We start from the raw sequence: 11,928 nt of genomic DNA on the forward strand, positions 1-11,928 counted from the left end.
CTATCACACTGCTACATGAAGTAACCACGGCCCGATCGCTGCCGGACCTTCTTGCCGCGCGCACGCAGGTCGTACAGCGCCTCGTGCGCGAGCATCAGGGCCGCGTACACGTCGACCTTGCGGGGCGACTCGCGCGACTCCTTGCCGAAGCTGATGCCGTAGTTGTTCGTCCGGCGCCGGGCGTTCAGCGTGTGCCGGCGCAGCGCGAGGTCCCCGTCATAACGGAGCTTGCGGTCGAAGATCGAGCGCATCAGGCGCTCGTGCGCCATCGTCGAAGCCTTCAGGCTGGAGCGCATGTCCCAGCCGATCGCGTCCTTCGAGGCTGGCGACTTCACGCCCAGGCCCTCGCCGTACGTCTCCGACCACTCGGAGATGTAGCTCTCCCACAGGGCCACGTCGGCGTAGAAAGCCCGCACGTTGTGCACGCGGAAGGCGTCATGGACAGCGGAGTCGACCTCGGCCCGAGGCACCGACCAGCCCTCGCCGCGAGGACCGTCCGGCTTCTCCCACAGGCCCAGGACGAACGCGCACATGTCCTTGATCCGGATCGCGACCAGTGCGGTCGCGTCGTCCGTCTTGCCGCCGTCGAAGCCCATGACGATCTCGTCGCCGGGCGCCAGGACGGCACCCTCGTGCAGGATGTCGGCGAGCTGCTCGGGCCCGTACAGGGCGTCTTCCTCGGCGACGATCTGGTTCAGCCACATACGCCGCGACCGCGAGGCCGAGATCGTCGTGTCGAGAACCGACTGGATGATCGTCTCCGCGACCAGCCAGACCGCGTCACCGCGAATCTTCGGCAGCACGATCCGCAGCGCCTCGGGCGACAGCGGAGTCTTCGGGTGCGCCTCGATCGAGTCGTAGAGGAAGCCGATGTCGATGGCCTTGCCCTCGCGGATCTTCTCGAAGGCTTCACGCATCCGCTCGGCGACGGAATCCTCGCCGGGCAGGTAAGCGTTCGTGATCGCGAGGTAACGACTGTCCTGCTTGGTCGCGTTACCGTCGATCGTCTCGTACATCTTGTGGCCGGCGTTCCCGAGCACCCAGTGATGGGTTTCGTTGAGCAGGACGAACGTGGTCCGCTTGCCCTCCAGGGCGCGGTACGACGACGTCACGGCTTCGAGCCGGCACTTGCCACCGTTGGCGCGGATCAGGACCGCGCCGTCCTTGATGTTGTACTTCGCCTTGAACTCGTCGCTCATCAGCGACGGGATCAGGGCCATCGTGTTCGTGGTCTGCGACTGGTTGACGGCCGTGACCTGCACCCATGCGCGCGGGTGGGCCACGCCGACCGGCTCGCCGTTCTCGTCCCAGTGGGAGAAGCGCGACGGCCCACACAGCTCGACGAGGCACAGCACAGCGAGGAGGGGGTCCTTACCGGGGTAAGCCCCAACCCTTCATGCGCTGGAGAACGCCCTTGCGGTTCGTGAACCGCCCGTTCTCGTCTACGGCGTACCAGTGGAGGACGAAGCGGAGCTGCTCCTTGGTGAACTTCCAAGGCCCACCGTCTTCAGCACGCAGCCACTCCGCGGACCAGCCGGCGATCTGCCAGCCGAGCGTCTTACGCGGGAGCAACCACATGCCGTCAGGGGTCTTCTGCCACGTCGGGCCGATGAAGTCGGGCTCCAGGGCCTCGATGTCTTCCAGGGTCAGGGTTGAGACGGGACTCACCTCCTCTCACTCACCGGAGGCGGGCCCGAAGTCAGAGCCCGAGATCCTTCTTGTAGTCGGCGATGGCCAGGACCGCGGTCGGCGTCTCGTCCGGCTCGGGCTCCTGAAGTTCGATGCGCACACGGCGCCTATCGCCCTCGGCGACCAGGAGGCGCTCGAAGGCTGAGTAGATGGTCTGAAGCATCTGCCCGGACCTCTTGCCGGACTTCTTGTAGTGCGACAGGTCTTCGCACAGCGAGTACGCGAAAGCCCAGTCGGAGTTCTGGTAGAAGTCCGCTTGCCCGGAGGACTTCAGCGAGTCCCACAGCCGGCGCGCGATGGGGTGCCAGTCGCGATCCGCGTTGGGGATCTTGACCGGCTTCATCTCGCCTCTGGTCACCGACTGCTGATCGGTGCCCTTGCGCGACCGGGGGCGCGCGAGGTCTTCTTCACGGTTCGGGACGGGGCCACGAGCGCCCACCGGTCACCTCCTTTCATCGCAGGACGCTGAGCGCGTCCTGGAGTGAAGAACCGAGGAGTGCGCCGAAGCGCCTTACCTCCTCGCCATCCCGCTCGATGACGACGGTGGGCACTGCCACAACGTCGTAGATGGTGGCCGTATCCATGCCGGCCCCCGTTGATACGTCGATCTTCTCGGCCTCCACGCCGAGCGCCTCCAGCTCGGCCAGGAGCACGGGGCCGAAGCCCCGGCACGGCCGGCACATGGGGGAGGTGAAGTAGAGGATGCGCGTCACACCAGGCCGCCCGTCAGGAAGTGCGCGGACAGCCATGCCATGAAGGCGAGCAGAACAAACCGCCGCACACGCACTGAACCGGTAGCCGGCGGTCGCTTCTCTCCTGTTCGGCCGACGCCGAACCACTTCCAGACGTGCTCGGAGAGGGTGTCTCCTCGGTCGTCTCTGACAAGGGCTACTCCTTCGATGACTGCGAATAGCCCGAGCCACCCGACCCAGAGCCATGACCAGATATCCATGCACGCCCGGCAGGAGTCGAACCTGCTGGCTGCGGCTTTGGAGACCGCGCCGCGACCACTCGCTCGAACGCTCCTCAGCCCGCCGTAGCGGGAAGTCGAGCCCCTCGGGGTAGCGGTCCGAGGGGCGAGGCACGCGCCAGGGGAGAGGAGGCCCTGGGGGTGCCGGCTGGCGCTCTACGAGTAGGGGGAGGAACTCGGAGCTGCCAGGCTCACGTGAGGCCCGGATGGGCCTCGTCGCGTCGGAACCGCGCGTTGATCTGCCGGCGCTTCTTCGCGCTGGCCGCGGCCCCTTCTTGCGATGACTTCCGCTGGTGATGCCATCCGCAGAGCGATCTCAGGTTGGCTTCTCGATGATCGTCACCAGCGATGATGTGATCCACGTCCGTGGCCAGCTCGTCGCACCGCTTGCCGTACTGGTCTCGCGCGGTGCACTGGTGGCCGTCTCGCCGAAGGACTCTCGCCCGTATCCGCTCCCAGTCCTTCGGGAGCCGGGCTCGTCGGTCGGAACCTCGCCACTGGGGCAGGCGATCACCCCCTGAACGTGGAAGCTGATCCCCTCGACGACGTCCTACCTGAAGAGGTAGCTGCTTGAAGCTGTCGACCCGAGGGGCAGTCTGTAGGAGTACGTGGCTGCGTTCAGTGGGCGCTTCGCGCCCCAACTGCCAAGCCCGAACTACGTCAGTCGGAAGCGACTGGCGAGGCCCGACAGGGCCTCCAGCCTGCTAGTTCGCCTAGCCACTGACGCTTACATATATATACGGAAGATGATCTTGGTTATTTGCGGAGCATCTGGCGTGACCCCTGTCACACTTACACATGCCTGCCGGTTGACGACTGCGCCGCCTCGCGGCGGCGGTCCAGAGCTGGACTCGGCGGCGAGAAGATTCAGTGCGGCGAAGCCGCGGTGGCGCCCTACCGGGCGCGCTGAGCAGTGCCGGCTGACGAGGCTGGGGGCGGCGGAGCCGCCCGTGTAGAGCTGTCCGGCTGTACGGCCTGGCGCCGCGCGGCGGCGCAGTGATGCAGCCACTCTGTGCAGCGCTCGGGAGCGCTCTGCGGCGCCCTGATGCCAGCCCTGGCCTGCGCTGTAGCGCTCCGGGGCGATGCGGCCGGCACCCCTGATCGACCTTGAAACCGTGGCGCGATCTTGGCTGCTATCACAAGGCGATCGGGGTCCTCATGCGTAACGGGTCCTCCCCCACCCCACCCATTACCTTCGAAGCTAAAGACTTCAGCTCGCCGACGCTTGCGCACGCGGACTGTCTCGCCGCCGAAGAGTTCAACGCGAAAGTCTTGAGCCAAAGGCCAGGCAGGGGGGCGGCCAGCGGCCAGCACAGCGGCCAGCGCGGGCAGACAAGGGGAACGGGCCAGCACTACAGAGAACGACCCGGAGAGCGGCACTCAGACCCCTTCTGACCAGCGCAAACGCACGGCAGCACGGGCCAGGGACGGGCCGAACGTGAGAGACAGACCAACCAGGCCCGTGAATCCGGACAAGCCAGGACAGAACCAACGGTCTCGTTTCGGTAACGGTCGATGGACACAACCGGCCTAACCGGACACGCATAGGGCTATGTGACCGGCGTCACATTACTAGGTATCAGCGCAGGTCAGAGCGTTGCGGATCAAGGAATCCGGCCCGAATCCAGGCCGATTCCAAGGCATGGGATAGACAGACGAACTCAGCCCATGCTTTCGTTCTCCCATCACACCGACCGGCACGGAGCCGGACGGGACGGACGCAAGGGAGGCAGGACATGAACGCGACACACAGCCGCTACACATACGGGCCCGGCCCGTAGCGCACTCCGCACCGGAGTGATGCCGGGCCGGATGGGAGCCGGGGTGCCTTCCTAGGGGTCGAGTCCTAGGGCGCGTAGACGACTACGTGTGGCGGATGGCGAACGGACTAGCCAGCTTCACCAGGAAACGGAGCCTTGCGGCACCCGTGCGCGTCATGGCGGCGGGACACGTATGGCAAGCGAAGCAAAGGGGCGTCCCGTCTTTAGGGGCGCACCGATGGGGTCGACTCCCCGGATGCCTAGCTTCACCCATGCAGCCAACTAGGAACGGTCGTTTCCCGCTCCCCAGGGAGTGCCTTACCGCCCCTACGGAAGGGAGGTAGCCAAAGGGTCGACAGTCGGCCCCATGGCGGTAAGGCACTCCCTAGGGGGCGGGCACGGGGCCTAGTCCACCCCGTTCCGAAGAACGGACCGCAGTACCTAGCACCACCCGAATACGCACCACCCGCGCCCGGTAGGCGCACGCCGAATCTCTGACCACTGCCCGACGACGAACACGAGCGCGTCACTTCCCGATCCGGGGAGGTACCGCCGTGCTGCGCTCTGGGGACACGTTCACACCACGGCTTCTGTCGACCTACCGCACGCATCCGGTCGGGGCGGGGAGAACGGGACACACGCTGTGTTGCCGCCCCCGCCCCTGTACCGGCACGCCTTCAGGCTGGCCGGCCTTCGGCCAGTCCGAAGGGTGCCCGTACCCGAGCACCCCCTACGTTCCTGGGAGGAACCATGCCCGTTTCCCTGGACAAGGCGAGCGACACGCTCTGTCTGTCCGATGCCGCCCGCGAGTTGGGCGTCACCCGTGCGACCGTGACCAACTGGCACCAGCGTCGCGCCGACTTCCCGCACGTCGAGTCGCTCGGCGGTATGCGGTACGTCAACCGCACCGCGCTGTACCAGTGGCTCGACAAGGGCGACCGCTGGACCAAGATCCGTGCGGCGCAGGCCAAGCAGGCACCGGAGGTGCGCAAGCCGCGCGTCCGCCGTGACGTCGCCGAGCTGCGCCGTCTGATCGCCGAGCACGAGGCTGCCCTGGTGCGCCTGCACCGCGAGCTTCGCCGCTCGCTCGATGTGTGATAGACTTCCAACCAGAAAGCGAGACCATGCGTAAGCCGCACCACGAGTACGTGACCGTCGAGTTCGTCCACAGCTACGACGTCACCCTGTGGCACGAGGAATCCGGCGTGACCCTGAAGTTCGAGGACGTCACCCGTCGCCGCGCCGCTGAGCTTCTGCGGAACGGCCGTAAGCGCGGGCTGACCGTGCAGCTCGTCCACTTCGACGACTGGAAGGTCCGCTCCGAGGAGATGTGCTTCGGCTGCCTCGCACGGCCGGTGACCTGGGAATACGACTGCGATGGTCTGCTCCCGACCGCCTCGTGCGACTCCGATCAGTGCGACTGGTGGGCCAGTGTGAGGGCCCGCGAAACGCAGACCCTAGTGTGATAGTCGGACGAAGTCAGGCAGGACGTGAGTAGCCACCCCCCCTGGTGCGAGTCCGGGACATCCACCCAACACAGAACAAGTGTGATAGACTGACAACGGTTCGGAGGAACCCCTGATGATCCGCCTCACCAGCTCCGCCCGCTACAAGCTCGCCCTCCGCACGGCCCGCGCTCGCTCTGGGCGCATCGCCGACGCAACCTCGAAGCCCGAAGAGATGCCCGACGACGCGCGGTACTACCTGACCGCCGACGCCGAGTCCGGCTTCGGAGTGACCCCGGACGGCACCCTTATCGGACTGTTCTCCCTGCCGAAGGGCAGGGGTACCGCCCTGGTTCAGGCCGCCATCTCTCGCGGCGCCTACCTGCTCGACTGCTTCGACGGCTTCCTGCCGACGTACTACCGCACCTTCGGATTCGTCGAGACCGAGCGCGTCGCGAACTGGACGCCCGGCGAGCCCGACGTCGTCTTCATGGCCCTGTCCGCCGATCACGCGGTCGCGGCGTAACCCACTGCCCCATCGGGAGACCGGCAGACACCAGGCGTTCGAGTCCCTGGCTCCCACTGCCTCTGCACACACCGGGTGTGATAGAGTGACTGAAAGGAACAACACGATGACCGTCTCCTTCGAGAAGGCCGCCGTCCCCACCGCCCAGGCCGTCGACGCCCTGGAGATCGAACTCCGCCAGGTTCGCGACGCCTTGGAGCTGACCACTCACGACCGCGACAACGCGCTCCGTCAGCTCGGCTCCCGCGACGCGATCGTCTCCAACCTTCGCGACGCCCTGGAGCGCGAGCGGGGCGAGGCGTACGCCGCCCGCGAGAAGTACGGCAAGCTCCGCGCCGACGCTCACGAACTCCTGCGTGACCTGGTCGAGGAGTACGACCTCGACACCTACCGGGACGAGATCTCCCGCAAGGCTGAGGAGATCGGCCTCGACTCCTTGGAGTACAGCTACCGGGGCAGCATCACCGTCCGCTTCGACTTCGAGGGCCTGCGCAAGCGCGACGGGTCGGAGGTGACCGAGGACGACGTCCGCGAGTACCTGACCGGCATCCTCCAGGCGGGGGGCGGCCTGGAGCTGGAGGACTACGAGTCCCTGCCCGGCGACATCGACCTTGAGCTTGAGTGAGTGTGTAAAACAGACCGCCCGTAGGCGGTAGGGAGAGCGGCACACACCGAGCGTTCGAGTCCTCGGCTCCCACCGGGACGGCAGGCATCGCCGCCAGTCCCTCACCCCACCCAACCCACCCTGAAGGGACACCCATGTCTTCCCTCGACCGCGACACCCTGACCGAGATCGCCGAGCGGTGTCTGACCCGCCCGTCCGACGCGCTGTTCTTCGACGACCGCCTCTTCACCACGCACGGCGCGATGTTCTCCTGGGCCGAGCTGGGCGACGACATCCTGGAGGAGTCCAACTACCTCTCGGCCCTGTCGTTGATCGAGGGCGCGGCCGGCGACTTTGCGGACACCCATGTCATCGACGGCACGTCCCGTCACTTCGCCTGCGGCAGCCTGCGCACCATCTACGTCCAGGTCTATGAGACGTACGAGGAAGAGTGCGAGTGCGCCCCGACCTGGCAGCACGAGGACGAGTGCGAGCGGGACGAGGACTCCTGGTACTGCCAGAGCTTCTGCCTGAACGAGTGCGACGGCGAGCAGTGCCTGCCGGATGAGCGGGAGTTCACCCCCGCGTTCATCGAGGCGGCCGAGCTGGCGTACGGGCTGCTCGACTACCCGATCATCGACGAGTCGGACTACTCCGAGCGCGAGTCCGAGCGCTTCTGGAAGAACATCCAGGAGGCCATCGACGACGCGCACCGGGGTCACTGGGAGGACTCCGACGCCGACCGCGAGGCGATCTTGGAGCGCGCGGCCGAGGAGCTGAACGAGCTGTACGGCCACGAGGCGAACGCCGGGGTGTCCTGGTCCCGCGTTGCGGAGATCTGGAACGAGCACCGCGACGCCTACTTCACCGAGCGCGGCAACGAGGCGTGGAACGCGCCCCTGCCCGGTCAGCTTCTGCTGATCGCGGCGTGATAGTCGGACCTACCCAGGGTGAGCGGCACACGCCGGTCGTCGAGGTCCCCCTGCCCCTGCCCGAAGAGGACAGCGCGGAGCGGGAGGACTGGGAGTACGACCACCTGTTCACGCACACCGGCACCGGCCGGACCGGCGGGGACTCCTGGTGCGACGTCGAGATCGTCGAGTCCACCGCCCCTGAACTGCTCGGCCTGACCTTCGAATTCGGCTACTGAGCCAACCCCCTCACACGCAGGAGCACAACCATGCTCAAGCCTGGCTACACCACCCTTGACCCCGACTGGCTCGCCCCACTGCGCGAGCACGTCACCACCGAAGCGCCCGACGCCGACTTCTACGTCTACGTGGACAGCGTGAACCATCTGGCCCTGGCGAAGATCGTCGTACCGCGCGAGAAGCGCAACCAGGGCATCGGCACGCAGGCCATGACCCTGCTCACCGCCGAGGCCGACCGGCAGGGGATAACCATGTCGCTGACGCCGACCCGCGAGTTCGGCGCAACCAGCCTTGACCGCCTGCGCCGGTTCTACCGCCGGTTCGGTTTCTCGATGAACGGAGGGCGCATCAAGGACTACACCACCAGGCAGGCCATGCTTCGCCTGCCCGCCGGATCGCAGGAGGGCGACCAGTGACTCCCGTACTGGCCGACCGCATCTTCGAGTCGCTCACCGACGAGAACGTGCAGGACATCATTGACACCGCCGTGTACGGAGGGATCACGTACTGGGCGATCGAACCGAGCCCCGCGGACCGCGCTGGCCTGCCCCCCGACAAGCAGTACGTCATCGTCGAGGGCGAGGACGAGCGATGGTGGGGTGGGGATCGTGAGGTCGAGGCTGTCCATTACCTGAGCCGCGACCAGATGCGGGCCGCGTACGCCAGGGTCCTGGACCTGAACCAGCGGTACGTGAATCGCGAGTACCACGGTTATGTGATCCAGTCTTGGATCGACCGCGACGACAAGCGCGGCATCGATACCTGCATGATCGACGCGGGCACGGCCGACATCCTGGTGCAGGTCGCGATCTTCGACGACGTTCGTTACGGCTAGATGTGATAGACATACTCGCGTGATAGGTTGGCTAAGCCAGCCCAGGGAGACCGGCAGACGCCGGGGTTCGAGTCCCCGGCTCCCGCCATCGCGGACAGCCCGCGAGCAGTGGCCCAAGGGGCGTAGCAGATGAGTACGACCTTTCCCTCGACGACATACGGTTCGCGGTCAACCAGGGCGCGGACCTAGTCCTGGAAGGGCTGGACCTGGGCGACAGGGACAGCGACCTGATCAACCTGGTCGTCAACGCGATCGTGACGGTGGCCGAAGACCCCGACGTGGATGGCCTCGACGCGGTCATCGAGACCCAGTACGACGAGTCGCCCGAGGACGTCCGGAACTGGTGGGACTGGTAGGTCGACTGTCCAACCGCCGTTGCAGATGACCCACTTGAGAGGAACAAGCGCAGTGAAGATCGAGCGCGAGGCGTACGAGTACGAGATCGGGGACGGCACGATGTACGTCGTCATCGTGTCGGCCCACCGTGAGCACGACTGGCGCCGGAACGAGGTGATCCAGCCCCGCGTCCTGATCGGGACCGACCCCGAGTTCAAGGCCGAAACCGAGCTGGGCCACGTGAAGATTCGCGGCCGGAAGTACGCCGTGGAGCACACCTACAAGCGCCTGCCCGACAACGAGGGACGCCTTACCCAACACGGCGTCACCATGCAGTGGACCACCGACACCAGGACCTACAACCGAGGCTTCCGCAACGACAAGGGGAAGCAGATCGACTGGGACTCGAAGGCGCACGGCGTGCTCACTGAGTGGGAGATCGAGGTGCTGAGGCGCTTCGAGGAGGACGTCCCCGACTGGCAGACGCAGAGCATCCTCCGCTTCGAGCAGGAGCGCGACGGCCACGACTCCAACGCCCGGCGGCTTCGCGAACAGGTGGCCAAGGAAGAGATCGAGGCCGCGAAGTGGCAGGCCCGCATCGACGAGCTGACCGCCTGATCTCTGACCGACTGATGGCAGCCATGACTGTGGAGGTATCACAACGATGAGCAATGAGAACCCGAGGATAGCGACGATCAAGGCGCTCCTAACCAAGGCTGAAGACCCGGCCGCCCACCCGGACGAGGCGGAGGCGTACTTCGCGAAGGCCGCCAGCCTGATGGCCAAGTACGGGGTCGAGCAGGCGATGCTCGCCGAGGCCCGCCCGGAGTCGGACCGCATCACGCACCGCGCCTTCGACGTCAAGGGCAAGTACGTGGCGGACCGCTCGGCCCTGCTGTTCTCCATCACCCACGCGCTCGGCGCACAGAACGTCTACTGGACACTGACGGACACGCAGACCGGCAAGCGCTACCGCAAGGTCCGGGTCTATGCCCACGAATCCACGCTCGACCGGATCGAGATGCTGTTCAGCACGCTCCAGCTCCAGGCCCTGAACGGCATGAAGCGGGCTCGCCCACAGTGTGGCCAGTCGGTCACCGCCTACCGCAAGAGCTGGATGGCTGGCTTCTCCAGCTCGGTACGCCGCCGCCTGGACCAGGCCGAGGAGTCCGCCGTCCGCGAGACGACCGAGCAGGGCGGCGTCGGTGCCGAACTGGTCCTGGTCAAGCGCGAGGCTGCCGTCGAGCAGTTCTTCAAGCAGGCACATCCCAAGCTGAAGATCGCGCCCCGTCGTCGACTGACCGGCACGGGATGGTTCGACGGCAAGGCGGCGGGAGAGCGCGCCGACTTGGGAGGCAACCGCCTCGGCGGTGCCCGTAAGGCACTGGCTGGCTGACCTGACCGACTGACGGGAGCGGGGCCGAGGTGAGATCGGCCCCCCTCCCTGCCCCCAACGATACGAGAGGACTTCCCAAGGTGGGACGCATGAAGGACATCGCCATAGACCTGATCAGCTACGAGGCTGACGAGCTGGAGATCGACGAGATCGTGGCCCTGTTCGCCACACTCATCCGGAGCGGTATGGCCTGGACCCTCCAGGGACACTACGGACGGACCGCCCAGGCCCTGATCGACGAGGGCATCATCAGCCCAGAGGGCGAGGTTCTGGAGGAGCTGATCCCCGCATGACCGCCCCGAGGCAGCTCGCCGCCCGAGTCGACGCCGGCCTGGCCCGAGCCATCCGAACCCTCGCCCCGACCGGCCTGACCTACAGCGAGATCGTGAAGCGCGCGGTCACCCAGTTCGCCGAGATCTATCAGGTGGCCGTGGACAACGGAGTCGCCCGGCCCCACGAGATTCCGACCCTGATCGCCTACCGCTACCAGCTCCCGCCCCCGCCGCAGCCGCCCAGAGTCGGAGCCCTCAACCTCCCCCGCCTGAAGCGCCCGACCGCAACCGGCATCGGATACGCGGCCGACCTGTTCGATCCCGACACGGAGGACCCGAAGTGACTGACGCACTGCTCGTAGGGCTGGCCGGCTACGCCCGGTCCGGCAAGGACTCGGCCGCACAGGTGCTCGTCGAGGGAGGCTGGCGACGGGACGCCTTCGCCGACCGCCTGAAGGCGTTCCTGTACCGCCAGAACCCGCTCGTCACCACCTACCCCGATGTCCCCCCGGTCCGCCTGATCAACCTGGTCGCGGCGTACGGATGGGACGGGGCGAAGGAGAAGTTCCCCGAGGTGCGGCGCCTGCTACACGCCACGGGCACCGATGCCGGCCGCGTGACGCTGGGCGAAGACGTCTGGGTCGACGCCCTGCTCCGCGACTACGAGCCCGAGCGTGAGGCTCTGGTCGTGAGCGACGTCCGCTTCCCCAACGAGGCCCGAGCCATCCGCGCACTGGGTGGCGTGGTCATCTGGATCGACCGGCCCGGCGTCGGCCCGGCCAAGGACGCCAACGGCCTGACGTTCACCTCCGAGGTGGCGCTGAGGAACTGGCAGTTCGACGCCACCCTCGTGAACGACGGAGACTTCGACGACCTGCGCGACCGGCTGCTCGGTGTGACCGTGCTCGCCGATCACTTCGCCTCCGCAGCCTGATCGAGGTGTG

Annotated in this window: 18 protein-coding genes; 14 read left to right on the plus strand and 4 right to left on the minus strand. The window is 66.6% G+C overall.

Annotation, left to right across the window (positions count from 1 at the left end):
- Nucleotides 1-11: 11 nt before the first annotated feature.
- From ACFYMC_RS02685 to ACFYMC_RS02700, 4 genes are read right to left on the minus strand one after another with little or no spacing between them, the layout of a single operon-like run.
- On the minus strand, nt 12-1,355 hold the full coding sequence (locus tag ACFYMC_RS02685; protein ID WP_388517667.1) for a terminase: 1,344 nt from the start codon (nt 1,353-1,355) through the stop codon (nt 12-14).
- 16 nt (nt 1,356-1,371) lie between these two features.
- Nucleotides 1,372-1,668 carry a hypothetical protein gene (locus tag ACFYMC_RS02690; protein WP_388517670.1) on the minus strand — a complete coding sequence of 99 codons (297 nt, stop codon included), beginning with the start codon at nt 1,666-1,668 and terminating at the stop codon, nt 1,372-1,374.
- 31 nt (nt 1,669-1,699) lie between these two features.
- Nucleotides 1,700-2,128, minus strand: coding sequence for a hypothetical protein (locus ACFYMC_RS02695; RefSeq protein ID WP_388517672.1), 429 nt, complete (start codon nt 2,126-2,128; stop codon nt 1,700-1,702).
- Between the two features lie 13 nt (nt 2,129-2,141).
- Nucleotides 2,142-2,438, minus strand: coding sequence for a thioredoxin family protein (locus tag ACFYMC_RS02700; RefSeq protein WP_388517675.1), 297 nt, complete (start codon nt 2,436-2,438; stop codon nt 2,142-2,144).
- Between the two features lie 553 nt (nt 2,439-2,991).
- On the opposite strand from ACFYMC_RS02700, the gene ACFYMC_RS02705 reads away from it, so the two are divergent.
- From ACFYMC_RS02705 to ACFYMC_RS02770, 14 genes are all read left to right on the plus strand, one after another.
- Entirely contained in the window at nt 2,992-3,180 is a 189-nt protein-coding gene (locus ACFYMC_RS02705) for a hypothetical protein (protein ID WP_388517677.1), read from the plus strand.
- Nucleotides 3,181-5,169: 1,989 nt separating this feature from the next.
- Nucleotides 5,170-5,517: a hypothetical protein gene (locus ACFYMC_RS02710; RefSeq protein ID WP_388517680.1), complete on the plus strand. Its 348-nt coding sequence runs from the start codon at nt 5,170-5,172 to the stop codon at nt 5,515-5,517.
- Between the two features lie 26 nt (nt 5,518-5,543).
- A complete protein-coding gene (locus tag ACFYMC_RS02715) occupies nt 5,544-5,885 on the plus strand; it encodes a hypothetical protein (RefSeq protein WP_388517683.1) in 342 nt (113 codons plus the stop codon).
- Between the two features lie 115 nt (nt 5,886-6,000).
- Nucleotides 6,001-6,390 carry a hypothetical protein gene (locus tag ACFYMC_RS02720; protein ID WP_388517686.1) on the plus strand — a complete coding sequence of 130 codons (390 nt, stop codon included), beginning with the start codon at nt 6,001-6,003 and terminating at the stop codon, nt 6,388-6,390.
- Between the two features lie 106 nt (nt 6,391-6,496).
- A complete protein-coding gene (locus tag ACFYMC_RS02725) occupies nt 6,497-7,015 on the plus strand; it encodes a hypothetical protein (RefSeq protein WP_388517689.1) in 519 nt (172 codons plus the stop codon).
- 134 nt (nt 7,016-7,149) lie between these two features.
- Nucleotides 7,150-7,926, plus strand: a complete 777-nt coding sequence (locus ACFYMC_RS02730) for a hypothetical protein (RefSeq protein ID WP_388517692.1) — start codon at nt 7,150-7,152, stop codon at nt 7,924-7,926.
- Nucleotides 7,923-8,144 (plus strand): hypothetical protein, encoded by a 222-nt coding sequence (locus tag ACFYMC_RS02735; RefSeq protein WP_388517695.1) that lies wholly within the window; start codon nt 7,923-7,925, stop codon nt 8,142-8,144. The genes ACFYMC_RS02730 and ACFYMC_RS02735 overlap by 4 nt, the downstream gene beginning before the upstream one ends.
- 30 nt (nt 8,145-8,174) lie before the next feature.
- Entirely contained in the window at nt 8,175-8,561 is a 387-nt protein-coding gene (locus tag ACFYMC_RS02740; RefSeq protein WP_388517697.1) for a GNAT family N-acetyltransferase, read from the plus strand.
- Nucleotides 8,558-8,980 carry a hypothetical protein gene (locus tag ACFYMC_RS02745; protein WP_388517699.1) on the plus strand — a complete coding sequence of 141 codons (423 nt, stop codon included), beginning with the start codon at nt 8,558-8,560 and terminating at the stop codon, nt 8,978-8,980. Before ACFYMC_RS02740 ends, ACFYMC_RS02745 begins: the two co-directional genes overlap by 4 nt.
- A gap of 408 nt (nt 8,981-9,388) precedes the next feature.
- Nucleotides 9,389-9,934 (plus strand): hypothetical protein, encoded by a 546-nt coding sequence (locus tag ACFYMC_RS02750; protein WP_388517701.1) that lies wholly within the window; start codon nt 9,389-9,391, stop codon nt 9,932-9,934.
- 46 nt (nt 9,935-9,980) lie between these two features.
- Nucleotides 9,981-10,712 (plus strand): DUF2786 domain-containing protein, encoded by a 732-nt coding sequence (locus ACFYMC_RS02755; RefSeq protein WP_388517704.1) that lies wholly within the window; start codon nt 9,981-9,983, stop codon nt 10,710-10,712.
- An 89-nt stretch (nt 10,713-10,801) separates the two neighbouring features.
- A complete protein-coding gene (locus ACFYMC_RS02760) occupies nt 10,802-11,005 on the plus strand; it encodes a hypothetical protein (protein WP_388517707.1) in 204 nt (67 codons plus the stop codon).
- Nucleotides 11,002-11,328 (plus strand): hypothetical protein, encoded by a 327-nt coding sequence (locus ACFYMC_RS02765; protein ID WP_388517711.1) that lies wholly within the window; start codon nt 11,002-11,004, stop codon nt 11,326-11,328. The genes ACFYMC_RS02760 and ACFYMC_RS02765 overlap by 4 nt, the downstream gene beginning before the upstream one ends.
- The gene (locus ACFYMC_RS02770) at nt 11,325-11,918 is read left to right on the plus strand and encodes a hypothetical protein (RefSeq protein WP_388517713.1); all 594 of its coding nucleotides are present in this window, start codon (nt 11,325-11,327) and stop codon (nt 11,916-11,918) included. Before ACFYMC_RS02765 ends, ACFYMC_RS02770 begins: the two co-directional genes overlap by 4 nt.
- Nucleotides 11,919-11,928: the final 10 nt, after the last annotated feature.

It is taken from the genome of Streptomyces sp. NPDC006879 (assembly GCF_042869595.1).
Classification (GTDB): Bacteria; Actinomycetota; Actinomycetes; order Streptomycetales; family Streptomycetaceae; genus Streptomyces.